Below are 25206 nucleotides of genomic sequence, written 5' to 3'. Positions count from 1 at the left end.
GCCTCGTCTGCCACGATCACTCCCGTTACTCCGCGGAATCTCTCGGCGAAGGCGTTGATTGCTCGAACGAAGAGCCGATCCAAGCAGGTGAACATCATGGAGACCAGGACACACGACGCCCGGGGCGCCCATGTGGGGATGTCACTCTCCGGTCTGGACGAGGAGCAACGCGACGCGGTCTCGGTGGCCCTCGGGCTGCCGCCCGGCCACGTCGCGGACGGCACGGTGGTCGCCCGCGCTCACCTGCTGGTGGTGCGGCACGAGGCGGCGGGACACCCGCTGCTCCTCACCGCCGACGATCCGTCCGCCGTCCACCGCCCCACCACGACAGCGCTGGAGGTCCTCGCTCACGAGCTGCCGAGAAGCAGGGCCGGCACGGACGCGGGCAGCCGTTCCCCGTCGGCGGACGTCCCCGGGCTGCTCGTGAGGCCCGGGGACGAGGAGGCCGCGGACCGGCTCCTGCACCATGCCTTCCCTGCCATGCCCCTCCACCAGAGGCGGCACGTGCTGGCCAGGACCGGGAGAACTCCGCTCGCCCTGCTGCACCTGCCGGTCGCTCCCCCGACCATTCGGTTCCCACCGGTGGAGGCGCTCCCGGAGGTGGTGCCCCTCGCCGAGGGCGTCGAGGCCCTGTTCAGCATACGCGTCGGGCGGCTTCCCGCACCGACGCGCACCGTGCTGCTGCTGGCCGCGCTCGAGGGCGAGGGCGACATGAACGTGCTGCGGGGGGCGGGAGGCGACGCGGCCCTGGCCGCGCTGGAAGCGGCCGAGACCGCGCAGCTCGTCGAGGTGGACGACGAGGCCCACCGGGTGCTCTTCCGCCATCCGCTGGTCCGGTCGGCGGTCCTCGGCTCCTCCACCCGTGCCGAGCGGCGCCGGGCACACCGCGTACTGGCCGGCCACGTGGGCGACCCCGACCGGCGTGCGTGGCACCGGGCCGAGGCCTGTGCCACCCCCGACGAACCCACCGCGGCACTGCTGGAGAAGACCGCCCACCGCACCGTCCGACGAGGAGACGCCACCGCCGCGGTCACCGCTCTCGTCCGCGCCGCGGACCTCAGCCCGCACCCCGCCGACCAGAGCCGCCGGCTGGCCGAGGCCGCCTACCTCGGCGCCTGCGTCACCGGAGAACTGGAGAACGCGTCGAACCTGCTGCGCCGGGCCCGCACCGTCGCCACGGCAGGCCGCGGCTCCCTGCACGCCGCCGCGGCCACCGCCCTCGTCCTCCTCGAAGGCGACGGCACCGTGGAAACGGCGCACCGCTTGGTGGTGGACGCCATCGAGGAGGGCTCCCACGGATACGACGCCACCGACAGCGAACTGATCGATGCCCTGTCGACGCTCCTGGCCATCTGCCGGTGGGCGGGCCGGGCGGAGTACTGGCCGCCGCTCCTGCGGGCGATCGACCGCCTGGTCCCCGAGCCGCCGGAGGAACTGCTGCTCATGCGCGAGGCCGTCCCCGACCCCGCCCGGTCATCAGAGGGCACCCGAGGGCGTCTGGCGGCACTGGTCCGGGACCGGGCCGCCGGGGCACATCCCCGCAGTCTCGTCCGGGTCAACACCGCCGCCGTCTTCCTCGATCTGCCCGCCGACGGCAGAGCCGGTGCCTGGCAGCTGGTCGAGAGCGGCCGGGCCGGCAACGCTGTCGCCGGCGGCCTGACCGGGTTCATGCACCTCTGCCTCGACGACTTCGTCACCGGACGCTGGGAGGAGGGCCGGCGCCTCGCCGACGAGGGCCTGGCTCTCGCCAAGGCCCACGGCTACGAATTCACCGGCTGGTACTTCCTGTTCCACCTGGCCCTCCTCGCCGCGGCACGAGGCGATGAAGCCGACTGGACCACCCGGGCGGACGAACTGACCCACGTGACCACCCTGCGCCGGGCCCACGGCGCCGCCCGCTTCGCCCATCACGCCAGGGCCCTCGGCGCGCTCGGTCAAGGCGACTTCGAGGCCGCGTACCACCACCTCTGCGAAGTCAGCCCGGCCGGCACCCTCGCGCCGAACGCCCCGAACGCTGCCTGGGTGGCGCTGGATCTGGTCGAGGCCGCCCTGCGCACCAACCGGCGTGCGCAAGCCGAAGCCCATGCACGCGCCATGGCGGAGGCCCGCTTGGGCGGCACCTCACCGCGGTTCGCGATGCTCACCCTGGCGGCCCGCGCCCTCGTCGCCCCTGACGCCGAAGCCCTGCTCCTGTTCCGGGCGGCCGTCGACTCACCCGGCGCGCGGGACTGGCCGTTCGACCATGCGCGGGTGCGGCTGCTGTACGGCGAACGCCTACGACGCCTGCGCATGGTCACGGAGTCCCGCCACCACCTGGGCGCCGCCACGGAGACCTTCAGACGCCTGGGTGCCGCTCCCTGGGCGGCGAGGTCGGCCGCGGAACTGCGGGCCGCCGGCCGGCCGCGGTCCGGACCCGCCGCCGACAGCGCCGCCGACGACGGTGCCGCGCCCGCGGGGCTGACCTCGCAGGAGGTGAAGGTCGCCTTCCTCGCCGCCGAGGGGCTGACGAACAAGCAGATCGGCGAGCGGCTCTTCCTGTCATCCCGCACGGTCAGCACCCACCTGTACCGGACCTTCCCCAAACTCGGCATCAGCTCGCGGGCGGCGCTGCGTGACGCGCTCTCCCAACTGGGGGCGACGACGGCCGAGGGTGCCGGTAGGTGTTGCGAGGACACTGACACGTTGCATGTTCAGGTGGGAAACACATGATGTCTGTCACCCAACCTCCGTGTGCGCCGGCGGCTGCGGGCCGCACAGCCGTCGCGACGGGGTCGGTAACGGCCGGTGACCGTACCGACCGGTCCGCGGACGGGCCTCCAGCGGTTGGGCGGGGCCCCTCGGCGGCAACCGGCGCGGGATGCCGGGACCAGCGGTCGCACCGGTCCGGAAGGCGGGGTGGTGTGTCCGCGGGCGCTCCGGTGGCGGGGTGCCGTGCCTGCGGGCGGTGCGGACCCAGGTGTGCTTCCCGGCCGCGGAGGTGTCCGGTCCGCGCCGCCGGTACGGCTCGGGCCCTCGGTCCGCGGCCGAGGAACACGTCACGTGCCCCAGGCGCAGGTCCCGGTGCCCGGCGGTGCTGCGGGGCCGTCGTCACGGCTGCCGTGTCCCGGGCGCACGTCGGTTCAGGCGCCGTACAGGGCGGTCACCGCGCTCCTGTCCAGTGCTCCCTTGGCCGTGTGGGGCAGGGACGGCACGATGGCGAGGCGTTCCGGCACCTCGTAGGGGGCCAACTGGTCACGGCAGTGGGCGAGGAGGTCCCGCTCGGTGACGGCAGCGCCCCCGGCGAGCACGACCGCCGCGCCGACACGCTGGCCGTAGGTGGGATCGGGTACGGCGAAGACGGCGGCCTCGGTGACACCGGGGGCGCCGGCGAGGATCTCCTCGACGTGTTCCGGGGAGATCTTCTCTCCGCCCCGGTTGATCAGGTTCTTGATCCGGCCGGTCAGGAACAGCCGGCCCGCGGCGTCCTGGTAGCCCAGATCGCCGGTGCGGAACCAGCCGTCGTGGAAGGCGGCGGCCGTCTCGGCGGGCTCGGCCAGGTACCCCCGCGCGACCGTGGGACCGTGCACCCAGACCTCGCCCTCGGCGCCCGCCGCGCACGGCTGCCGGCCCGCGTCGAGGACACGGATCTCCCCGGCGGTCGCCCGGCCCACGGAACCGGGTGTGCGGTCGCGGGGCACGGAGAGCGGTTCGCTCGCCGCCTGGTGGGTCGTCTCGGTCATCCCGTAGGCGGACAGCACCGGTGCGTCGAGCAGGCGTTCCAAGGCGCGTGCGGCGGCCGCGGGGAGCGGGGCGCTGCAACTGCGGGCGAACCGGAGGGGAAGGACCGACCGGCCCGGGTACTCCTCGGGTGCGCGTCCGAGCAGGATCTGATGGATCGTGGGCACGGCCGTGTACCAGGTGGCGGACACCGCGCGCATGTCGTCCCAGAAGGTATGGGCGGTGAACCGGCCGCGTTCCGGCAGCAGCAGGCGGCCTCCGGTGGCGAGCGTGGCCAGCAGCCCGGCCAGCAGCCCGTGTCCGTGGAAGAACGGCATCGCCGCCACCGTGCCGTCCGCGGGGGTGAGTTCGTACGTCGTCGTGATGCCGTGCAGGGACGCGGCCACATTGGCGTGGGTCAGCGGGACGATCTTGGCCTGGCCCGTGGTGCCGGCCGTGAACAGGGCGAGGGCGTCGTCCCCGGTCAGCCGGGCGGCGGCGCCGTGCGGGGCGCCGCCCGCCGTGGTCCCGGCGTCCAGCGCCACGCCGTACCGCCCGTCGCCGGACCGGCGTACCGTCAGCGGCCAGTGCGGCGGGCCGGCGGCCGGCGGCGCGGGCGGGGGCACCGGCGGGCCGGTGAGCACCACCTGGGCTCCGAGGGCGGTGTAGCGGTGCCGTCGTTCCGCTTCCGGCAGGGCCGGATCGACGGGCGCGAGGACCAGGCCGGCGCGGGCCGCGCCCAGCAGGGCGACGACGAACTCCAGGTTGTCCGCGCTGACCAGGCCGACCGGCCGGTGCGGGTGCAGGCCCGCGTCCAGCAGCCGCTGGGCCAGTTCGTTGGCCAGGGCAGTGAGGGTCCGGTACGACACCGTCTCGCGGGCCTCGCCGAGGACGAGTGCCGGCGCGTCCGGCCGGTCCCTGACCTGAGCGTCGATCACGTCGTGCAGGCCGCTGATCTGTGGCGGCCGGTAGCCGCCCGCATGAGGGTCGCCCGTGCTGACTGCGAGAGACACACGCACTCCTGACTTTTATACCCGAGTTGTGTTGAACAGTATGACTCACCTTAGAGTGCAGCGAACCAGAAGTAATGTCAGCATGAGTGACGAAAATGACTGAACATAAGGGAGGCGGACTGACATCATGACGAGTGCAGAGCTGACCGATGGTGCGCACCTCGTGGTGGACGCGCTCGAACTGAACGGCGTCGACACCCTCTACGGCCTGGTCGGCATCCCCGTCACCGACCTGGCGCGGCTCGCCCAGGCGTCCGGCATCCGGTTCATCGGCTTCCGGCACGAGAGCAGCGCGGGCCGGGCGGCAGCAGCGGCGGGTTTCCTCACCGGCCGTCCCGGCGTGTCGCTGACCGTGTCCGCGCCCGGCTTCCTGAACGGTCTGGTGGCCCTGGCGGAGGCGACGACCAACTGCTTCCCGGTGGTGCAGATCTCCGGCTCCAGCGAGCGGCACATCGTGGACCTCAAGCAGGGCGACTACGAGGAGCTGGACCAACTGGCCGCCGCCCGGCCCTTCGTGAAGGCCGCCTACCGGGTGAGCCGGGCACAGGACATCGGCCGGGGCGTGGCGCGGGCGCTGCGTACGGCCGCGTCGGGCCGTCCCGGCGGGGTCTACCTCGACATCCCGGCCGCCGTACTGGGCGAGACCCTCGACGCGGACCGGGGCGCGGCATCGCTGTGGCGCCTGGTGGACCCGGCACCCCGGCAACTGCCCGCGCCGGAGGCGGTGGACCGGGCGATCGAACTGCTCGCGGGCGCCGAGCGACCGCTGGTCGTCCTCGGCAAGGGCGCCGCCTACGCCCGGGCGGACGAGGTGATCCGGGAGTTCGTCGACTCCACCGGACTGCCCTTCCTGCCGATGTCCATGGCCAAGGGGCTGATCCCGGACGACCATCCGCAGTCCGTGGCCGCGGCCCGTTCGCTGGCGCTGAAACGGGCCGACGTGGTGCTGCTCGTCGGGGCGCGGCTGAACTGGCTGCTGGGCCACGGCGAACCGCCGCAGTGGAACCCGGACGCGAAGTTCCTCCAGATCGACATCGAACCCACCGAGCTGGACAGCAACCAGCCCATCGCGGCGCCGCTGGTCGGAGACATCGGCTCGGTGGTCGGCGCGCTGGTGGAGCGGATGAAGCCGGGGCGGATCACCGTATCCGAGGCATGGCGGCGGGAACTCGCCGAGCGCACCGAGCAGAACACGGCGAAAATGGCGCAGCGACTGGCCGCCGACCCGCATCCCATGCAGTTCTACGGCGCCCTGCGGGCGATCCGGGACGTACTGCGCGCCCACCCGCACACCTATCTCGTCAACGAGGGTGCCAACGCGCTGGACTTCGCGCGCAACGTCATCGACATGCAGGTGCCCCGGCACCGCCTGGACAGCGGCACCTGGGGCGTGATGGGCGTCGGCATGGGCTACGCCATCGCCGCGGCCGTGGAGACGGGCCGCCCGGTCGTCGCGGTGGAGGGCGACAGCGCCTTCGGCTTCAGCGGCATGGAGCTGGAGACCATCTGCCGGTACGGCCTTCCGGTGGTCGTCGTGATCCTCAACAACGGCGGCGTCTACCGCGGCGACGGGGTCAACCCCGCCTCCGCCGACCCCTCCCCCACCACCCTCTCGCTCACGGCCCGGCACGAGAAGCTCATCGAGGCCTTCGGCGGACGCGGGTACCACGTGGAGTCCCCCGTGGAGCTCGCCGCGGCACTCACCGAAGCCCTGGAGTCCGGGCGGCCCGCGCTCATCGACTGCCACATCGATCCCACGGCGGGCACGGAGAGCGGTCACCTCACGAACCTCAACCCCAGCGTGGCGGTCCGGCCCTCCGGCACCGGCAAGTAGGGCCTCCCGCCCCGCCCCCACTCCTCAAGAAAGGGATGTACGACCATGTCACAGCTGCCCCTCACCGGAATCAAGGTGATCGACTTCACCGGCGTCCAGGCGGGCCCGGCCTGCACCCAGATGATGGCCTGGTTCGGCGCCGACGTACTGAAGGTGGAGCGCGTCAACGGCGGTGACGTCACCCGCCACCAGCTTCGCGACATCCCGGACGTCGACGCCCTGTACTTCACGATGCTGAACAGCAACAAGCGCTCCCTGGCCATCGACACCAAGACACCCGAGGGCGAGGAGATCATGGAGAAGCTGATCCAGGACGCCGACGTCCTGGTGGAGAACATGGCCCCCGGCGCCCTGGACCGGATGGGCCTGGGCTGGGAGCACCTCCACAAGCTGAACCCCCGGCTGATCTTCGGCTCGGTCAAGGGGTTCAACGACGACTCGCCGTGGTCCGACCTCAAGGTGTACGAGAACGTCGCCCAGTGCGCGGGCGGCGCCGCCTCCACCACCGGATTCTGGGACGGCCCGCCGACCGTCAGCGCCGCCGCACTCGGCGACAGCAACAGCGGGATGCACCTGCTGATCGGCATTCTCACCGCGCTGCTGGACCGCGAGCGCACCGGCCGGGGCCAGCGCGTATCGGTGTCCATGCAGGACGCGGTGCTCAACCTGTGCCGGGTCAAGCTGCGCGACCAGCAGCGGCTGGAGCGGGTGGGCTACCTGGAGGAGTACCCGCAGTACCCGAACGGGACGTTCACCGACGTCGTCCCGCGTGGCGGCAACGCCGGCGGCGGCGGCCAGCCCGGCTGGGTGCTCAAGTGCAAGGGCTGGGAGGAGGACCCCAACGCCTACATCTACTTCACCATCCAGGAGCAGGACTGGGGGCCGACCTGCCAGGCGCTCGGCAAGCCGGAGTGGATCGACGACCCGGCGTACAGCACGGCGAAGGCCCGCGAGCCGCACATCTTCGACATCTTCGCCGAGATCGAGCGGTGGCTCGCCGACAAGACGAAGTACGAGGCCGTGGACATCCTGCGCAAGTACGCCGTCCCGTGCGCTCCGGTGCTGAGCATGAAGGAGATCGCCTACGATCCCGCGCTGCGCAGCAGCGGCAGCGTCGTGGAGGTGGAGCACAAGGAGCGCGGCACCTATCTGACGGTCGGCAGCCCCATCAAGTTCACCGGGTTCACGCCGACGATCACCGGTTCTCCCCTGCTCGGTGAACACACCGACGAGGTGCTGGCGTCGCTCCGGTACAGCGAGGAGGAGATCGCCGCGCTGCACGAGAAGAAGGTCGTCGTCTCGCACGACTGACCGGCCCGCACGTCACGGCGCTCCGGGGGACGTTCCCGGGAGCGCCGTGACGGGTCGGGGTCCCGCGCGTGCCACCGCCGCACGCCGCTGTCCCGCAGTCGTCCGGCAGTCGTCCGGCGGATCCGCGTTCATCACGCGATCGAGTGATGCAGGGCCGATCCGGCGTGATCAGCATGGTGTGCGCGCATCAACGGAATCCGCGTCCTGTGTGCCGCGGAACAAGTCCCTGGAGAGGACGGGGAGATGACCAGGACGACCATTGCGCATCCGCCGGCGGGCACCGCGGGACGGCCTCCCGGGTCCGGTGCGCGCCGCGCCCGGCGTGTGTTCCGGGGCCGTCTGGGATACATCGCCGCCTTCGTCGTCGGCACCTCGCTGTTCGCGGCGGCCTGTGCCGGCGCGGGGCAGGAACGGCAGGGCGCGGAGAGCGGCCGGGAGGGCCGCCCGGCGGGCCCCGCGGCGCCGGCCGGCACGCTCACCTCGCGACAGGCGCGGCACGCGCTGCTCACGGAGGCGTACCTGGGGTCCCAGTGGACCGAGGTGACGGACTCCGCCGACCGGCGCGACGGTCTGCTGCGCGGCACCGTGAACGCCCGCGACTGGCTCACGCACGAGGAGGACGCCGCGGTCTGCCGGCGGTTGCTGGACCGGCTGGGCGACGACCGGATCCTCGGCACGCCGCTGCCCGGCACACAGGCCGTGGCCGTGTTCGACGCCGACGACGGCAACCGGCTGCGCTACGCGGTCGGCACCTACTCGGCGGACCGACTCCGAGCAGAGCGACGCTGGTTCGGCACCCTGGCGCAGACCTGCGGTGTCTTCGCCGCCACCCGGCCCGACGGCACTACGGAGAACGTACGGGTCACGTCCCTGCCCGTACCGGAGGGCGACGGCACCCGGCAGGCACTGTCGGTCGTCGCGAAGGGGACGACGGAGGGCGTGCCGTTCACCGTATCGGTCGACGTAGCCCTCGTCACCTCGGGCAACAGCGCGATCACAGTGATCAACGGCGGCCTGGCCGACGCTTCCCACGTCACCACCGGGCTCGCCGTACGGCTGGGGGCACCGCGGCTGACCTCGGTGCTGGCCGGGGGCACTCCCCCGCCGCAGCCGACGGGCCCGCTCGACTGACGTCACGCGCGCCGGACGGGCCGCCGCCCGCTGGAGCCATGGCGGGGCACCGGGTGGCCACGTCCACCCGGTGCCGCTCCCGCGTCAGGCGCCGGCCGGGGCCGGTGACAGGGCCACCACGGCACGCCGGTACGCCAGGGCGTCCGTCACGTCACGCCATGGTGAGACGCCCGGTGGTGCCTGTTCCGGCGGGGCGGCGGATCAGTGCGGGACGGGGATGACGGCGCGGACGGTGGTGCCCTCCTCCGGCGTGTGCCGCACGGTCAGCGTGCCCTCCAGTACGGCCACCCGGTCGGCGACCGCCGCCAGGAGCGCCGGCTCCGGGCCGTGTCCGGGCGCCGTGCCGTCGTCCGCGACCGTCACCACCAGGTCCGGGCCCAGCTCGGCCACCACCCGCACCCGGCCGGCTCCAGCGCCGTGAACCGCCCGGCTGAGCGCGTCCCTGACCAGGAAGTACGCGTGCATCTCCACGGCGTCGGGCAGCCGTCGCCGCAGGTTCCCTACGACGGCGACGGGCAGCGGCCACTGCTCGGCGAGGGCGGTGAGCGCGGCCGTGAGCCCGCGGAGTCTGAGCACGCTCGGATACAGCGCGGCCGTGACCTCCCGGACCTGAGCCAGCGCCTCCTCGGCGTCCCGGGCAGCGTCGTCGACCAGCCGGGCCCCCGGCGACACACGATCGGTCCGGCCAGCTGTTCACGGGCCAGGCTCAGGCCGAGCAGCAGCGAGGCCAGACGCTCCTGGGCACCGTGCTGGAGCGAGCCGGCGGCGGTGCGGCAGCGGTCGGCGCACACCTGCGCGGCGAGCGCCCGTGGCAGCCCGTCCTCCGGCGAGGATTCCCGGGTGGTGCCGGACGCGCCCGTGCTCGTGCGGAAGAGGTACACGGCCGCCTCGCCGTCCGGCCGGGCCAGGGGCACCAGGGACCACTCGACGTGGAGGAGGGAACCGTCCGCGTGGGTGAGGGTGCCGCACCGGCTGGAGGGGGCGGCGCTGTTTCGCGACCGCGCGCCGGGGTGTCCGGCCGGCCTGCCGTCGGTGCCCAGGAGATCGGACGGACGGGCGTGACCCGTGAACGTGGCAGCCCGCGGATTGGCGTACGACACCCGGTGATCGACGTCCACGGCCCAGGCCGGCTGCTCAATGACGTCAAGGGTGCTTATCAGTTCGGCGGCGATTGACGTCATCACCCTTCCCCTTTCCTGGAAATGTCGAGAACGTGCCTCGATGGCACGACTCTTCCAGCGGACGGCCCCGCGACGCATCCGTCATGTGACGTGGGCCTGCCGCGACCCGAATCCGGTTCGGACCAGGGCCGAACACCACCGAAGCGCGACGGAGGCTCACGCGGGGCCTGCGCGAGGCGATGCCGAGAGGACCGGCGGTGAGGGCGGGCGATCCGGCCGCGTCCGGCGCGGGTGGACCCCGATCCGCACCCGAGCACCGGGGCGCCCGCCGGGCGAAGGCGGCCCTGCTGTGCGGGTGGTCCGGTCGCGGTGCGGGACCTGGTCCGGCGGGGGCGCGGTGCACCCGGCGGATCGGTCCGGGACCGGGATCCGCACCACGATCGCGGTGCCTCCGCTGCCGGCACAGCCTGGATCGCCGAGCTGGTGACCGTGGCACTGGACCCGCTGCCGTTCACGACGGACCTCGCCCTCCCCGCCGGACTCGCCGGCGCGGGAGTGCTCCTGGCCGCCGGCGGCACGATCACCGGCCTGCTCTCCGGCACGGCGTACGGCGTCGCTTCACACCGGAGCCGCGAAGACCGGTGACGTGCGGGCCGCCCGTTACCGCAGGCCGTCGGCCGACCGGCGTCCCGCATCGCGTGGACGCCGGCCTGGGGTGGGAAAGGCGCCGCACCACGGCCGGACGACGGGGCGGCGCGGCGTCAGGAGAATCCGCGACTCATTCCATCAGGTGTGTCATCCGGTCCCACCCCATATGTGCCCCTTCGTATCCCTCGGGAACGAGGCGATAGGTGTCGAGGAGCCACTTGGTGATGGGCTCCGCCCCCATCTCGAAGAGGGCGGTGTGGGGGGCACGGCCCACTTCCAGCCAGAGGAACCACTCGTCGGCCCCGGCGTTCTCCGGCCACACGCTGACATCACCCTCGCCGGCGCTGCCCGCCAGCCCGTCGGCGAGCAGTTCCCGGGAGAAGACCCACCGCACCGGATGCTCGCCCTCCGAATCGAGGATCAGCGTGGCGGCGTAGGGATCCCGCTCACTGTACGAGAGTTCGCAGTTGATCATCACGGGAAGCCGTCTGGCGATCCAGTACGTGGCCGCGAAGGTCAGATGCGCTCTCCTCATTCCGTTCGCTCCCGGCCGGAATGAGGAGAGGTGGTGATTCGCTGTTTCCGGGTGTTCCATCGGCTCACTTCCCTTTTCCGGTGCGCGGCCGTCCCGCACCACCCCGTACCGCGTCCTCATCATGCGGGTCGCACTCGGCCGCTCCCATCCGTCATATGACGGTCATGGGCCGAAGGCGCGGAGAGATGAGGGTGGACATCCGATGGCTTCCGCCACGGAGCCGCTACGGACTGCGACGCCCGGAGAAGGCCGAGGCGACGGGCTGGTCTCAAGGGGGCGGCGTAGATCCGGCTCAGTGACGAGTGCGGGAAGCGGGAATCCGTGCACCTGCCGGAGGCCACCGGCAGGCAACTGGTGAGCCGGTGAGAAGGGCGGCCTCAGCGAGGACCTTCCTCGTCCGGCCCGTTCGGTTCGGGGCTCGTGTAGCGCACGGAATGCTCCTGCCTGAGGCGCTGCACAGTACTCCGGGCGACCAGCGTCGGCGTCTTCTGCTTCCGCCGGACGGCACCCGGCGCCGGGGCGGTGGGCAGGCCGTACCCCCGCACGGGCGCGGACACCGGGGCCTGCTGGAGCGGGATACCGCTCTCCAGCGCCTGCCGCATGGTCGCGAGCACCGTGTGGTCGTGCTGCAACGTCAGCAGGCGGGCCTGAAGCGACTCGATCTCGCTGCGGACCTGGTCCTGCTCCTGCGCATTCAGTTCGAGGTCCTGTGCCGGCTGGGAACTGTAGTGCGTCAGCAGCTCAGTGGCGGGCGACTTGGCTTCCGGCATGCCGCGGACCCTCCCTGTGGTTCGGCTCTCGGACGAAGGCGCTACGTCGATGTGTGTCACGCGGGGCATGTCTCATGTACTGCCACACATACTAGGTCTCGTCCTCTTGCCATGGCTGGTCCGGTGCCACCACCTGGGTTCGCCCTGGTGTCACCCCTCTGCTGAAACTGACCTAGGACCTGGTTCGCGCCGTGCGGCTCGGCCGGCGAGAGGCGCCGACGGTCTCCACCAGCCCGGTGAGCATCAGGGCGAGGCCGGCGAGGGAAGCCAGTTGCCCCAGGGACGAGAAGGGGAAGGCGGTCATGAAGAGGCCGGCCGAGACGATCACCGCGTTCAGCAGGTCGTCGTAGGCGACTACGGGAACGACCGAGGACGGCATCATCGAGACCGCCATCGTGAAGCCGCGCAGGAGCAGGCCGAAGCCCGTCCACAGCCCCAGCAGGAACACCGAGTCGGCGTGGCCCCGGAAGAAGGAGACCGCCAGGAAGAGGACGACGCCTCCGCCGGCCGCGAGCAGCCAGCGGACGGGCCGTGGCACCCTCGCCTCCCGCGCGGCGAACAACTGGAGCACGCCTTGGACGGCGAACTGCACCCCGAAGACGATCCCCGTCGCCATCCGGGTCGGTTCCGGCATCAGCAGCAGCGTGCCGCCGACACCCACGGACACCAAGGCCCCGGTCAGCCTGGTGGGGCGGTTGCGTACGCGGATGCCGCGGACCGCGCTCACCCTCGCCCGGACCGGGACAGCCCGGTCCTCGAACCGCACGGCTTCCATCTGCGCCATCTCTTTCGCTTCCCCGTCCCTCGGGACCGGGGCACGTCCAGTGCACCCGGCACATGTGCCTCGTCATGGTGGTGGTCCGGCCGGTGATCGGCGGGCCTCCAGTCTCACGGCCGGTCTGCCGTCCCGGCTGTAGTGCGGTCTCGACAACATCCACGGGACATCCCGGAGGCAGGCATGGGGAGGGCCCCACAACCGGACGGCAGTGTCAGCGGGCAGACATGTGTGGCGGGCCTGCCGGCTGGGGCGTGTGAACCCGGGAGAGGACCGCGGCAAACCGCGGCGCAGCGCAGGGGGCGTCGGCGACGGACGGTCCGGTGAAACCGTGGGGTTCTCCCGACTTCTCCCCTGGGGAGCACCCGGAACACCTCTCAGGCGGTCTCGACAGCCAGGCGGGTCCAGCACCGACCACCATGTCCGTGGACGCGGGGAAGACCGCGCTCCTGGCCCGGGGGCGGCCATACGCCCGATCGGCCGGCGATGCGGTGTCCGCACCCGTACCGCCCTCGGGCACCGGTTCCCCGGCATCGACGCCTCACGGTGTGGCGCCCCGTCCACCGCTGTGAACACGGACCCCTGGAGGTTGCCTTGAGCCAGGCGATTGACGACCCACGGACAGCGACCGGTGCCGCCGACGAGGCGCCCGCGCTCCCCGTACGCGGACGCGGCACGGAACAGGAACGGCTCACCCAGTGGGTACGCCGGCACGTTCACCGCAACGGCGGCGGAGTCCTGTGGATCGAGGGACCGCCCGGTGCGGGCAGGACCCGCATGCTGGCCGGTGCCGGAACCGAGGCGGCCCTGGCCGGGGCCCGGGTGCTCACGGGTGCCGGGCCGGCACGCGGGGAGCTCACTCCGCTGGCGCCGCTGCTGGACGCCCTCTGCGCCGAGACCGGCGGCTTCGCTCACGGGCCGCGCACCGGCTCGCCCGAGGAGGGGGAGTCGTACCGGCTGCTGCGGGAGGTCGGGAACCGGCTCCGCGCTCTCGCTCTGGAGCGGCCGGTCGTCCTGCTCCTCGACGACGTGCAGGACTGCGACGAACTGACCCTGGTGGCGGTGCGCACACTCACGGCGCGGCTCGCCGGGCTCCCCCTGCTGTGGGTGCTCGCCTCCCGCGCCCACCCGGACGCCCCGGCCGTGCGCACGCTGCGCCGGGATCTGCTCTCCGGACAGGCCGCCCACCTCGAACTGCCGCCGCTCGCCCCGGAGGCGGTACGGCAGATGGCCCAGGACATCCTGGGCCCGCGAGTCGCGGCGGCGGCACCCTACCTGCCCTACCTCGACGGACTCCCGGGCCTGGTACGGCAGTTCTGCGCGCATCTCCAGCACGGCTCCCCCACCACCGCGCAGGGCCCGGCCGACGCGTCGACGGTCCTCGCCCCGCTGGTCACCCGGCGCCTCCACCAGCTCTCCGAGGACGGGCGGGAACTGGTGCTGATCGCCTCGGTGCTGGGCCGTTCCCTCACCGTCAAGCACCTGTCCCAGGTAATGGGCCGCCGCGAGCCGACCCTGCTGCGGCCCTTGCGCGAGGTCCTGGCCGCCCAGTTGCTGCACGCCGGTCACGACCGGCTGTCCTTCCCGCACGCGGCGGTGCGCGAGGCGATCGCGGCCACCCTCCCCCGGCCCGTGCGCCTGTCCATCCGCAGGCGCTCGGTGGAGGCGCGGATGAAGGCGGGTGTGCCGGCGGTGTCGCTGGCCTCCGAGCTCCTCGACCTCGCGGAGCCCGGCGACGCTCAGGCCGGGCGCGTCCTGCGGGCCGCCGCACACGAGCTGGCCGCCGTGGCGCCGGGCAGCGCGGTCCGATATCTCCAGCGCGCCGTGGAACTCACCGAGGACGTGTGCCCCGAGCGACAGCGGCTGTCGGCGGAACTCATCCCCCTGCTGTGGCAGTCCGGGGACATCGCCGGGGCACGAGACCTGGCCCACCGGGTCGTCCAGGCCCCGCCCGATGCCCTCACCCACGCCGAGGCATGCCTGGAACTGGCCCGCATGGGAAGCCAGTTCCACGTCCGGCAGCCTGACGCCCAGGTCCGCCAGGTCCACCGCCGGCGCGATGTCCCGGTCGCCCTGAAGGATCAACTGCTGTTGACGACCCTGCTCAACCGCCTGCTGGCGGGCGAGGCCGAGGAAGCCGGCGACGGCATGGCCGAGTCCCTGATGCGGACACGCGGTGCGCACCCGGTCGGTGAACTGACGCACCGGACAATGCGGTCGATGAGCGCCTGCCACCGGCACCACTGGGCCGACGCGCTGAAGCACAGCGAGGCCGCCGCGGCGGGTATCGCGCGCCTCGACCCCGCCCGCGCCGCGACCCTGCCCGAGGTGGCCCTCGCCACGAGCTGGCGTGCCGCGCTGCTGGGCCTGTCCGGGGCGGACCGGAGCGCGCGGGACCTCGTGGAGGAGGCGGCGAACGAGGCGGAACAGCGTGGCCGGCAGGCACTGCTGCCCCTGTGGCGGACCGCGCGGGCCCGACTCCTGCTGGACGCGGGCCGGTTGGCGGAGGCCGCGCGGGAACTGGCCTCCGCCGAGGCCGAGGCCACGGCCACCGGGGTCTCCTTCACCGGGGCGTCGGCGGCGCTGTGCACCCGGGCGCGCGTGGCCTTCCACATGGGGGACGACGCGACGATGGAGGAGTGCGTGGCCCGGGCCGGCGCCTGCCTGTCGAGCGACGACCCGCAGCGCCGCGGGACCGGCGCCTGGATCAACCTGCTCGCCCTGGCCTACCGGGACGATCCCGGCCTGTCCGAGCGTGACATGTCGCTCGCCGTGGCCTACTCGCGCCGAGGCCACGTCCACGCGGCACCGGCCGATCCCGCGGAGACGGTCCTGCTGGTCCGTACCGCGCTCGGCTCGGGGCTGCGTGAGGTCGCCGCCCGCGCTGTGCAGTTCGCCGAGCACCGGGCGCGGCGCAATCCCCGTTTCCACCTCTTCGGAGCAGTGGCCACCCATGTGCGCGGGCTCCTGGACGGTGACCCGGACCGGCTCCTGGCGGCGGTGGAGCGGTACGGAACCGCTCGACCGCTGCTCGCGGCGCAGGCGTGGGAGGACGCCGGCGGACCGGCGGCGGCAGCGGGAGCACCGGAGGCACGAGTCCGCTTCGAACGGGCCCTGGAGGAGTACGAGGCGTGCGGCGCCCACCGGGACGTCCGGCGCGTCCGGAGCCGACTGCGCAAGCTCGGGGTCGAGCCGGGCGCCGAACCCGGCACGACAGCCCCGGCGGCCGACGCACCGGCCGCCGGGTGGCGCGGGCTGACCCCGTCGGAGCTGGGTGTGGTACGCCTGATCGCGCACGGGGCGACCAACCGGCAGGTGGCGGAGCGGCTGTTCGTGTCCCCGCACACGGTGAACACCCATGTGCGGCACGCGTTCGAGAAGCTGGGCATCCGGTCGCGTGTGCAGCTGGCCCGTCTCTACCTGACGGAGGTCGACCGGCGGGGAGCCGCCGGGTGAAATCCCCCGCGCACCCCTCGCGGGCCTTCCCCGTACGCGCGGCCGGCGGTCCGGTCCGTCCCGTGACGGCGCCCGTCCGGCGGCCGTACTCGGGGAAGGGGGACCACGGTGTCCGCGCCCGGGCGGGTCCGTCCCCCTCCCCCGCCCGGCCGTCCGCCGTCCGCCGTCCGTGGCTCCCTCGTCACGGAGCCGGCTTCCCGGTCCTCCCCCCGCCGCTCATCCCAGGTGGGCATGGTGGTCCGGGGACGGCAGCTCGCGTGGGCCCTGCCGCCGGTCGACCCGCCAGTCCGCCACCGCCAGCAGCAGCGCCGCCAGGACCGCGATGATGCCCGCGCCCACCGACGCGGCGACAGCGGCGGACGCCGAGCCGTGAGTGCCCCGGAGCAGGTAGTACAGCCCCGGCAGGACGGCCGTACCGACGGCGCCGCCCAGCCGCTGGCCCGTCTGGAGCGCGCCGCCCGCGACCCCCGCCATGCTCACGGGGACCTCACGCAGGGTCATCGTCACGTTGGGCGAGATGACGAAGCCGCTGCCGATCCCGCTCACCAGGAGCGCCGGCACGACCGCCCAGATCGCGGCGGCCCCCGGGACCAGCCACAGCAGCAGCGCGGTGGCCGTCAGGCCCGCCGCCACCGCGACCAGGCCCAGGACCGTCAGCAGCCGCCCCAGGCGCTGCACCAGCCGGCTGGCCACCACGGCGGCCGCCGCGGAACCGAACGCGAACGGTGTGACCGCCAGTCCGGACTCCAGCGGCGAGTAGCCCAGCGCGTCCTGGAAGTAGAGGGCGAACACCAGCCAGATGCCGCTGAAGCCGACGAAGTAGACGGTGGCCAGCCCGGCCCCCGCCGCGTAGCCTCGGACCCCGCGCAGCAACTGCGGGTCCAGCAGGGGCTCCAGGCCACGCGCGGAGACACGGCGTTCCCAGCGGGCGAAGCCCCACAGGAGCAGCGCGCCGACGGGGAACAACCACGCCATGCGGCGCAGCCCGCCGGAGTCGGCCTCGACCAGCGGCAGCATCAGCGCCAGGACACCCGCACCCAGCAGGCCCACCCCGACCAGGTCCAGGTGCCCCCGTACGCCGGGGGCCGACCTCGGCAGCAGCCGCCGGCCCAGGAGCAGGGCCGCCGCACCGATGGGCACGTTGACGTAGAAGATCCACCGCCAGCCGTCCGTGCCCGTGGCCAGGGCGAGGATGACGCCGCCGGTGATGGGGCCGACGGCGCTGGAGATGCCCACGGTGGCGCTGAACAGACCGAAGGCGCGCGGCCGTTCGGAGTCCGTGAAGAGCTGCTGGATCAGCGCGGAGTTCTGCGGTGCCAGGAAGCCGGCCGACACCCCCTGGGCGAGCCGCGCCGCCACGACCAGCCCGATCGTAGGGGCCGCGCCGACGGCCGCGCTGCACACGACGAAGGCGGCGAGCGCCACGAGGAAGATCCGCCGGCGGCCCACGGCGTCGCCCAACCGCCCCGCCACCACGAGGGCGAGGGCGAAGGTGAGCGCGTAGCCCGACACGACCCACTGCACCGACGACGGCTTCGCGCCCAGGTCGCGCGCCATGGACGGCAGGGCCACGGACACGATCGTCACGTCCAGCAGGATCATGAACCCGGCGACCAGGGTGACCCAGAGGGCGCGCCACCGGTTGGGGTCCTGTCCAGGGCCCTGTCCAGGGTCCTGCCGGGCGTCGGTCCGGGCATCGGTGCGGAACAGAGGGCTCACCACGACTCCTTTCGCCACTGCCCCGCAGTGTGCGGGCGGGACGAGCCGGCGCGCATCGCATGAACATGCGGTGAGGGGGTGATGCGGAGGGGCGGCGGAGGGGGTATCGCCGTCGGATGACGGATGCCTCCGCCCGCGCGGCCTGCCTACGGTGAAGGGGTGCGGCGCGGTGCCCACACGGGGCGGGCGCCCGGACAGCCGGCCATCCGACACACGGTGAGGACGTCAGCCATGGGAAGAGCCGCGGTGAGCCGCAAGGTCGTGCGCGTGCGGCAGGGGAACGTCTCCACGCGGGCGGACACGGTGGCCGCCGAGGAACCGCTGGAGATCCGGCTGAACGGGGAGGCGCTGGCCATCACGATGCGCACACCCGGTGACGACTTCGCGCTGGCGGCCGGGTTCCTCGTCAGCGAGGGTGTGCTCGGCTCGGTCGAGGAGCTGCGGACCATGACGTACTGCGCCGGTGCCACCGAGGACGGGTGCAACACCTACAACGTGGTCGACGTGCGCACGGCCGAAGGGGTCGGCGCCGAACGCTTCACGCTCCAGCGGAACTTCTCCACCACGTCGTCCTGCGGCCTGTGCGGCAAGGCGAGCCTGGACGCCGTACGGACGGTCGCGCGCTGGGCGTTGTCCGACCACCCCTCTCTTTCGCTCTCCCCGGATCTGCTGGCCTCCCTGCCGGACGGCCTGCGGCAGGAGCAGAAGGTGTTCTCACGGACCGGCGGACTGCACGCGGCCGGGCTCTTCGACGAGCGGGGCACCCTGCTCGACCTCCAGGAGGACGTCGGCCGGCACAACGCGGTGGACAAGCTGGTGGGACGTGCGTTCCAGAAAGGGCTGTTGCCGCTCTCCGCAGTGTGCTGATGGTATCGGGGCGGGCCTCGTTCGAACTGGTGCAGAAGGCCGTCATGGCCGGCATCCCGGTCCTCGCGGCGGTCTCCGCCCCCTCGTCACTGGCGTGCGAGCTCGCCGACGAGAGCGGGATGACACTCGTCGGCTTCCTGCGCGGTGACTCGATGAACGTCTACAGCGGTGCCTGGCGCGTCGCGGGTCCCGCCCCTCGGCGACCTCCTCAGCCCCGGGCGCCACGGTGATCGTCGGGCTTCGGGTCGTCGTTCCGTACGGTCACCCCGCCGCGCTGCGCACCGACCACGGACCCAAGCGGGTGTCGCCCTCCACCCGCACCGGCAGATCGATGCCGACGGCGCCGGGCCGCACGGGGGGACTGGTCAAGTGCCGTGTCCGCTGCGGCAGTTGGGTCGGCCCGTGTGCGCGCCGCCATCGGTTCGGCGGATGGGTCACCGGTCTCCCCTGCGGCCGGCCGCGGCTCGCCGACGACTCCGGCGACGGGCGTCGGCATCCCCCGCCGGCGGTGAGTACGCCGAGCAGGTGGTCGGCGTCTGCGGGGCGGGCGGCGCCCGCTCGGGGTGCGCGGAATGGACGCGTACAGCGCGCGCCCGGGGGAAGTGGCGGACGAGGTGTTCGCCGGGCCGGCGGACGACACCAGGGGTGTTGAAGCCCGCGCCGAACTCCAGGCTCAGCGGACGGGTGTCGTCCGGGAACGCGCGCAGCCAGTCCTGGAGGCGGCGGCCCGCGGGGAGGCAGGGGGCGTCGACGAACTCCGGGCCGACCCGGGCGTCGATCTCCGCCTCGCCCACGCGATGGTCCATGACAAGACGATCCTCCGGCTCAGCTGCCGCGCACACGGGTCACGCCTGCGGGGCCGGAGGGTCGCCGGGCCGGAGGGCCGCCCGGCCAGAGGGTCCCCCGTCCTCCTCGCCTCGGCCTCACCACCCGGCACGGGGCGAGGCGGGGCGGGGCGGGGTCAGGCGAGTCCTTCCTCCTCGGTGAGCCGGTGCCCGATCCTCCGTACCAGTGCCGGAGAGAGCAGGACGGCGGCCAGTGCCACCGCTATCCAGGCGCCGGCGGTGATCGGCAGCCAGAAGGCCGCGCCCGTGGGGTAGGGCACGATGTTGCGGTACAGCGTGTAGCCGAGCACGGCCACGGTCGCGGCGGGGATGACCATTTCCCGGCGCGGCACCCGCCGGGTGCGCAGCAGCATCCCGGCGGCGCCCACCGTCGCCAGCAGGTACACCACCAGAACGATCAGGGTCCCCACGGTCCCGATCCACGCCCAGGGCAGGGCGACGGGCACGCGGGCCACCCATCCGAAGACCACCACGGACGCCACCATCACGGCGAAGGCCACGCCGACGGCTCCGACCGGCGTGCCGTACCGCGCGGACACCCGGGTGACCACCGTGTCCCTGGTCGTCGCCGCCCGGGACAGGGACAGCAGCATCCGGGACGCGCCGATCAGGCAGCCGATCGCGCCGCCCAGCGCCGAGACCGTGGTACCGACCGTGACGATGTCACCGACCCAGGAGGACAGGTAGGCCGCGCCCAGATCACCGTACAGCGAACCGCTGGCATGGAGGCGGGCCAGATCCGAGGCGCGGGTGCCGAACCCCATGACCTCCACGGCGCTGGTGACGATGTAGAAGACGCCGCCGATCAGTACGGTCCCGATGACGGCCCTGGGGATGGTGCGGCGTGGTTCGCGGGCTTCCTCTCCGAGGGTGGCCGCGCTCTCGAAGCCCGCGAAGGCCAGGAAGCCGAACACGGCGCCGAGGAAGAGCGCCGAACTGCCGGTGCCTTCGGCGGGCCGGAAGACGGACAGGGTGAACTCCTGGCCCTGCGGGCCGTGCGCGGTGCTGATCCGGTAGACGACCACCGCGCTGATCAGCAGGATGAGTACGACGGTGGCCCCCTCGATCCACAGCAGCAGGTCGGCGCCGCGTCGGGCCGGGAACACCGTGATCACCGCCGCGGCCAGCAGGACGAGCAGGGCGATCAGGTGGGGCAGCCAGTTCGGGGGGTCGGACAGGAGGCCGAGCGACTCGATCAGCGAGGTCGAGAAGATGGCGGCCGAGTAGGCGCTGCTCATGCCGAACAGCAGATAGGTGCCGAGCAGGCACCAGCCGGCGACGGTGCCCGCGCGGGCGCCCAGGGTGGCGCCGACGAAGCCGAACACCGATCCGGACGTGTTGAAGTGCTGGCTGAGCCGCACGAAGCTGTACGACAGCAGGAGCACGCCCACCGTGGCGATGGCGATCGCCAGTGGAATGGCCCGGCCGACGGCGGGCTCGGCGCCCTGCGGGTTGATGTTGGCGGACAGGGTCGGGCCCATGACGCCGATCGATACGCCGAGCACCTGCCACAGGCTGAGGTTGCGGCGTAGCCCGGCGGGCGCGCCGCCGCTTCCTCCGTCACGCGGACGCTCTTTCTCCCCGCCGGCTCGGACGGTTCCCGATGTGTGGTCGACGGGCATGGGCGCCCTCCCGGTTCGGTTCTCGCACTGTTCACGGAAAACTTGTCAGACAGGATTTGCGGAAGTCTGACGTGAGTGGAGGCCACTGTCACGGAGGTGAACGACGGGTGTCAAGAGTTTCCCGGCGCCTTGACAGGCGCTACTTGTCTGACTTCAATTCGTACTTGTCAGACAACAAATCGGCCTCGCGGCCGTCCGACCACCTGAGATGAAGGCGTCAATGCTGAACTTCGACACGGACCGTTTCCTGCGCATCCAGTCCGGCGCGATCGACCTGGCCGACGGGCTGCGGGACGCGGTCGCCCGATGCCTGCGCGATGGTGCGCAGAACCTCTTCTTCGTAGGTTCCGGCGGAGCCGGCATCCTGATGCTGCCTGCCGCCCGGTTGCTCCAGACCCGCTCGACCTTCCCGGTGCACGTCGAGGCCCCGGCGGAGCTGGTGGCGGGCGGCTCGGTGCACCTGGGCCCGCACTCCGTGGTGGTCATCCCGTCCCTGTCCGGCACCACGGCCGAGAGCGTCGAGGCGCTCGCGTACTGCAAGAGCCGGGGCGCCACCGTCATCACGCTCACCGGGCACGCGGACACCCCGCTCGCCGAAGGCGCGGACCACTCCTTCGTGAACTTCGCCGAGGACGACACCTCCTGCGAGTCGTTCTACGTGCAGTCCCTGATCCTCGCCCTGGCGCTGATGCAGGAGCGCGGCGAGATCACCGACTACGACGAGGTGGTGGCCGACCTGAAGCTGCTGCCGAAGCTCCTGGTGGACGTCAAGCAGGCCTTCGAGGAGAGGGCGGAGCGGTTCGCCGCGCAGATCCAGGACGAGCCGTACCACATCATCACCGGGGCGGGCTCCACCTGGGCGGAGGCCTTCTACTACGGCATGTGCATCCTGGAGGAGATGCAGTGGATCCGTACCCGCCCGGTGCACGCGGCCGACTTCTTCCACGGCACCCTCGAACTGGTCGAGAAGGACGTCAGCGTCATCACCTTTAAGGGTGAGGACGACGGCCGTGCGCTGGTCGAGCGGGTCGAGGCCTTCGCCCCCCGCTACACCGACAAGCTCTCCGTCTTCGACACCGCCGCCTTCGAGCTGCCCGGCGTCGGCGCCCGCACCCGGTCGCTGATCTCCCCGGTGCTGCTGGCCACGGTGTTCGAGCGGGTCAGCGCACACCTGGAGGTCAAGCGGGACCACCCGCTGACCACGCGCCGCTACTACAAGCGCGTGTCCTACTGACACCGGCGTCCACCACGAGAGGAGAGCCCGTTGCTGTTCGCCACGGTCGGGGACAACACCATCGACGAGTACGTCGGCACCCTCAGCAGGAGCTATGTGGGCGGGAACGCCCTGAACGTCGCGGTCGACCTGGCCCGCGCGGGCAACGCCTGCCGTTACTCCGGCGCCGTCGGCCCCGACCGGGCGGGCGAACGCGTCCGGGCGGCCCTCACCGCCCACGGCGTGCGCACCGACGGACTCGTGGTGCTGCCCGGCCACACCTCGGTCTCCCGGATACGGGTGGACGCCACCGGCGACCGGTCCTTCGAGTACGAGGACTTCGCCGTCTGCGCCCAGTACCGGCCGGACGAAGCCGAACTGGAGCGGCTCGGCCGGTGCGGCGCCGTGCACATCGGCATGCTGCCGGCCGAGTCCGCCGCACTGGTCCGCCGCACGCTCGCCGGCCGGGGCGTACTGCTCAGCCAGGACTGCGCGGTCACCGAAGGCTTCGACGGACTCGGCATCGCCTTCTGCTCCGCCGGCGAGGACGTGTCCCACGCCCGCCTGCTGGCCGGTCAGGCGGTCGCCGGCGGAGCGGCACTGGCGATCGTCACCTGCGGTGCGGCCGGCAGCATCGGCCACGACGGGCGCTCCTGGTGGCAGGTGCCGGCCCTGCCGACCAACGTCGTGGACACCACGGGCGCGGGGGACAGCTACATCGCCGGTTTCCTCGCGGCGCGGACCGCCGGAGCGGACGTCGCACAGTCGATGCGGGCGGGCTCCCGCACCGCCGCCGAGACCTGCGCCCACGAGGGAGCATGGCCGCAGGAAACCGTTCCGGCCGGGTGAACGGCCCCGGTGCACGGGGGCGTCCGCCGTACGCTCCCGCCGCACGGCACTCGTCATACACTGTGCGGTGCCTTAGTCCGCAGCCGGATCCGCTCCGCCCGACAGGAAGCCCCACATGCCCGCAAAACGCCCCATGTCGGCCCAAGTGCGCGACCGGCTGGTGGAGTTGTTCCGGTCCCGTGGGCTGGTCCCCGGCGACCAGTTGCCCAGCGAGGCGGAGATCGCGGAACTGTGCGGGGTCGGCCGGTCCACCGCCCGGGAGGCGCTCAAGCTGCTGGAGCAGGAGGGCATGGTGGTCGCCGAGCGTGGCCGCGGACGGTTCATGTCCCCCCTCGGCGCGCTCAAGGTGGAACGTCCCATCACCCGCTTCGAGTCGATCAGCAGCATGCTGGAAGCCCTGGGCTACCAGGCGCACACCGTCGTGCTCTCCGTCGCGGAGCAGGCCCCGGGCGATGTCGTCCGCGAGGCGCTGGGCCTCTCGGACGACGACACGGTGATCCGGCTGGAACGGCTGCGGTCCGACGGCGACGATCCGCTCGTCTACAGCGTGGCCAGCATCGTCAGGGACGCGATTCCGGGGCCCGTGCGGCACTTCGACTGGAGCGGGTCGCTGAGCGACATGCTCGCCGCCCACGGCCATCCACCGGTGTCCTCCGCCGCCCGGCTGAGCGCGGTGGAACTGCCCGAGGACGTGCAGCGGCGGTACTCCTTGGGCGGCTTCGGGCCCTGGCTGCTGATCTCGGAGACAGTGATCACGCCCGCGGGGCGGCCGGTGCTGTACGCGGAGGACTACCACCGGGGCGACGCCTTCGCCTTCAACGTGCTGCGCCGCTGAACCGGTCCTGTCCGCCGGTGGCCTGGTCCACGGGACTCGAGGCCAGGACGGCCTGCCGACTGCTGGGCTACGACTCCTGTTCCGTGCTGCCGCCGGACCCGGCGCACCGGGTCCTCGCCATCGAGGGGGCCCTGGGGCACGGAGAGGCACCTTCCAGCCGGACGTTCCGCACGGGCAGGGCCGCCGCCATCGAGACGGCCCGCCTGTGGGACCGGGAACAGCGCACGGCGCTGCTGGAGCGTCCGGCCCTCTTCGAGGGGCAGGCCGGCGGCGGCGCAGCCCCCACACAGCGACGCCGGGCGACCCGTTCGACGGCCCGGACGGCTTCTCGGCGCCGCGTCGGCCGCTCGCGGACCTGCCGGCCACCGGGGTGGTCGAGGTGGGGAACACCGACGGGCCGTCGAGCACGCGTGCGCCGTAGCCGCCCTGGAGATACCGCGCGAACGCACCGCCGTAGACGTGGAATGGCTGCGCCGCGGGGGGCTGTTGACCGATCCCCTCACCCAACAACCGACCGCCATGGCGATCGCCCTGACCCCCTGTCCAGCCGCTTTCGCGGCCCGGCGCCTGCACCAACTAGGCAGCAAACAGAGGAACTTGGACCGAGCGGGGTCAGCCTCCACCGTGGGCATAGCACCTCCGTGAGCACTCGTCCGACCGCCGCCACCTCTCCGAAGCCCCCATGGCCGCTCCCTCATGACGCAACCGGCTGCGGACGGCCGCCAGCCCCCCCCCTCGCAGCGGGAGCCGAATCAGCTCGACGCGTAACGACGGCGTACGGCGGGACGCCATCCTTGTGGGGCTGCGGCGTCCCGCGTGCCCGCGCGGCCTTCTCGTGGCGGCACGGTCTGCGCTCGCGCACGTCGGTGCGCGGGGCTTGGCGCGCGGCGCGGCCGGTCCCTTTAACGCACTCCACCTCATCGCGTCCGCAGCGACACGCTGCTGGACGGGGTGAGCAGATGTCAG

General features: G+C 72.8%; 17 protein-coding genes and 1 pseudogene. 10 read left to right on the top strand and 8 right to left on the bottom strand.

Going from position 1 to position 25206, the window contains the following annotated elements; all coding sequences use genetic code 11:
* Window positions 1-96 precede the first annotated feature (96 nt).
* Window positions 97-2709 (top strand): helix-turn-helix domain-containing protein, encoded by a 2613-nt coding sequence (locus IE294_RS36530; RefSeq protein ID WP_189893391.1) that lies wholly within the window; start codon window positions 97-99, stop codon window positions 2707-2709.
* A 410-nt stretch (window positions 2710-3119) separates the two neighbouring features.
* On the opposite strand, the gene IE294_RS36525 is transcribed toward IE294_RS36530, so the two are convergent.
* Entirely contained in the window at window positions 3120-4709 is a 1590-nt protein-coding gene (locus tag IE294_RS36525) for a FadD7 family fatty acid--CoA ligase (protein WP_189893389.1), read from the bottom strand.
* Between the two features lie 127 nt (window positions 4710-4836).
* Here IE294_RS36525 and oxc point away from each other — a divergent pair, with 127 nt between their 5' ends.
* The 3 genes from oxc to IE294_RS36510 all read left to right on the top strand — a co-directional run bounded on the left by oxc (window position 4837) and on the right by IE294_RS36510 (window position 8985).
* Entirely contained in the window at window positions 4837-6543 is a 1707-nt protein-coding gene (gene oxc, locus IE294_RS36520; protein ID WP_189893387.1) for an oxalyl-CoA decarboxylase, read from the top strand.
* A gap of 45 nt (window positions 6544-6588) precedes the next feature.
* Window positions 6589-7854: a formyl-CoA transferase gene (gene frc, locus IE294_RS36515; RefSeq protein WP_189893385.1), complete on the top strand. Its 1266-nt coding sequence runs from the start codon at window positions 6589-6591 to the stop codon at window positions 7852-7854.
* A 243-nt stretch (window positions 7855-8097) separates the two neighbouring features.
* Window positions 8098-8985 (top strand): hypothetical protein, encoded by an 888-nt coding sequence (locus IE294_RS36510; protein ID WP_229917679.1) that lies wholly within the window; start codon window positions 8098-8100, stop codon window positions 8983-8985.
* A 201-nt stretch (window positions 8986-9186) separates the two neighbouring features.
* Here the strand turns inward: IE294_RS36510 and IE294_RS48120 are convergent, their stop codons facing one another.
* The gene (locus tag IE294_RS48120) at window positions 9187-9657 is read right to left on the bottom strand and encodes a sensor histidine kinase (protein ID WP_229917677.1); all 471 of its coding nucleotides are present in this window, start codon (window positions 9655-9657) and stop codon (window positions 9187-9189) included.
* A 932-nt stretch (window positions 9658-10589) separates the two neighbouring features.
* Here IE294_RS48120 and IE294_RS36500 point away from each other — a divergent pair.
* A complete protein-coding gene (locus tag IE294_RS36500) occupies window positions 10590-10751 on the top strand; it encodes a hypothetical protein (protein WP_189893383.1) in 162 nt (53 codons plus the stop codon).
* A gap of 133 nt (window positions 10752-10884) precedes the next feature.
* On the opposite strand, the gene IE294_RS36495 is transcribed toward IE294_RS36500, so the two are convergent.
* From IE294_RS36495 to IE294_RS36485, 3 genes are all read right to left on the bottom strand, one after another.
* The gene (locus tag IE294_RS36495; protein WP_189893381.1) at window positions 10885-11289 is read right to left on the bottom strand and encodes an SsgA family sporulation/cell division regulator; all 405 of its coding nucleotides are present in this window, start codon (window positions 11287-11289) and stop codon (window positions 10885-10887) included.
* Between the two features lie 377 nt (window positions 11290-11666).
* A complete protein-coding gene (locus IE294_RS36490; protein WP_189893379.1) occupies window positions 11667-12059 on the bottom strand; it encodes a hypothetical protein in 393 nt (130 codons plus the stop codon).
* A 172-nt stretch (window positions 12060-12231) separates the two neighbouring features.
* On the bottom strand, window positions 12232-12843 hold the full coding sequence (locus tag IE294_RS36485; protein ID WP_189893377.1) for a DUF308 domain-containing protein: 612 nt from the start codon (window positions 12841-12843) through the stop codon (window positions 12232-12234).
* 585 nt (window positions 12844-13428) lie between these two features.
* On the opposite strand from IE294_RS36485, the gene IE294_RS36480 reads away from it, so the two are divergent.
* On the top strand, window positions 13429-16290 hold the full coding sequence (locus IE294_RS36480; RefSeq protein WP_189893375.1) for a helix-turn-helix transcriptional regulator: 2862 nt from the start codon (window positions 13429-13431) through the stop codon (window positions 16288-16290).
* Window positions 16291-16506: 216 nt separating this feature from the next.
* Here the strand turns inward: IE294_RS36480 and IE294_RS36475 are convergent, their stop codons facing one another.
* Window positions 16507-18009 (bottom strand): MFS transporter, encoded by a 1503-nt coding sequence (locus IE294_RS36475; protein ID WP_373315912.1) that lies wholly within the window; start codon window positions 18007-18009, stop codon window positions 16507-16509.
* A gap of 231 nt (window positions 18010-18240) precedes the next feature.
* Between IE294_RS36475 and fdhD the strand changes: the two are divergent.
* Window positions 18241-19106: pseudogene (gene fdhD, locus IE294_RS36470) on the top strand (formate dehydrogenase accessory sulfurtransferase FdhD).
* Between the two features lie 204 nt (window positions 19107-19310).
* On the opposite strand, the gene IE294_RS36465 reads toward fdhD, so the two are convergent.
* Together IE294_RS36465 and IE294_RS36460 are read right to left on the bottom strand one after the other, a co-directional pair.
* Window positions 19311-19682, bottom strand: a complete 372-nt coding sequence (locus tag IE294_RS36465) for a hypothetical protein (protein ID WP_189893373.1) — start codon at window positions 19680-19682, stop codon at window positions 19311-19313.
* Between the two features lie 155 nt (window positions 19683-19837).
* Window positions 19838-21343: an APC family permease gene (locus IE294_RS36460; RefSeq protein WP_268252835.1), complete on the bottom strand. Its 1506-nt coding sequence runs from the start codon at window positions 21341-21343 to the stop codon at window positions 19838-19840.
* 220 nt (window positions 21344-21563) lie between these two features.
* Here IE294_RS36460 and IE294_RS36455 point away from each other — a divergent pair, with 220 nt between their 5' ends.
* The 3 genes from IE294_RS36455 to IE294_RS36445 all read left to right on the top strand — a co-directional run bounded on the left by IE294_RS36455 (window position 21564) and on the right by IE294_RS36445 (window position 24240).
* Window positions 21564-22577: an SIS domain-containing protein gene (locus tag IE294_RS36455; protein ID WP_189893370.1), complete on the top strand. Its 1014-nt coding sequence runs from the start codon at window positions 21564-21566 to the stop codon at window positions 22575-22577.
* Between the two features lie 30 nt (window positions 22578-22607).
* The gene (locus tag IE294_RS36450; protein WP_189893368.1) at window positions 22608-23405 is read left to right on the top strand and encodes a PfkB family carbohydrate kinase; all 798 of its coding nucleotides are present in this window, start codon (window positions 22608-22610) and stop codon (window positions 23403-23405) included.
* Between the two features lie 115 nt (window positions 23406-23520).
* Window positions 23521-24240, top strand: a complete 720-nt coding sequence (locus tag IE294_RS36445) for a GntR family transcriptional regulator (protein WP_229917675.1) — start codon at window positions 23521-23523, stop codon at window positions 24238-24240.
* Window positions 24241-25206: the final 966 nt, after the last annotated feature.

The sequence above is a fragment of the Streptomyces canarius genome (assembly GCF_014650735.1).
GTDB lineage: Bacteria > Actinomycetota > Actinomycetes > Streptomycetales > Streptomycetaceae > Streptomyces > Streptomyces olivaceoviridis.
Note: the sequence above shows the minus strand (reverse complement) of the source record. Positions and strands in the feature narration are given on the sequence as shown.

Excerpts from the sequence above, each read along its gene's own strand:
- IE294_RS36530 (WP_189893391.1), top strand. The coding sequence starts at position 97 with ATGGAGACCAGGACACACGACGCCCGGGGCGCCCATGTGGGGATGTCA.
- oxc (WP_189893387.1), top strand. The coding sequence starts at position 4,837 with ATGACGAGTGCAGAGCTGACCGATGGTGCGCACCTCGTGGTGGACGCG.
- frc (WP_189893385.1), top strand. The coding sequence starts at position 6,589 with ATGTCACAGCTGCCCCTCACCGGAATCAAGGTGATCGACTTCACCGGC.
- IE294_RS36510 (WP_229917679.1), top strand. The coding sequence starts at position 8,098 with ATGACCAGGACGACCATTGCGCATCCGCCGGCGGGCACCGCGGGACGG.
- IE294_RS36495 (WP_189893381.1), bottom strand. The coding sequence starts at position 11,289 with ATGAGGAGAGCGCATCTGACCTTCGCGGCCACGTACTGGATCGCCAGA.
- IE294_RS36490 (WP_189893379.1), bottom strand. The coding sequence starts at position 12,059 with ATGCCGGAAGCCAAGTCGCCCGCCACTGAGCTGCTGACGCACTACAGT.
- IE294_RS36485 (WP_189893377.1), bottom strand. The coding sequence starts at position 12,843 with ATGGCGCAGATGGAAGCCGTGCGGTTCGAGGACCGGGCTGTCCCGGTC.
- IE294_RS36465 (WP_189893373.1), bottom strand. The coding sequence starts at position 19,682 with ATGGACCATCGCGTGGGCGAGGCGGAGATCGACGCCCGGGTCGGCCCG.
- IE294_RS36460 (WP_268252835.1), bottom strand. The coding sequence starts at position 21,343 with ATGCCCGTCGACCACACATCGGGAACCGTCCGAGCCGGCGGGGAGAAA.
- IE294_RS36455 (WP_189893370.1), top strand. The coding sequence starts at position 21,564 with ATGCTGAACTTCGACACGGACCGTTTCCTGCGCATCCAGTCCGGCGCG.
- IE294_RS36445 (WP_229917675.1), top strand. The coding sequence starts at position 23,521 with ATGCCCGCAAAACGCCCCATGTCGGCCCAAGTGCGCGACCGGCTGGTG.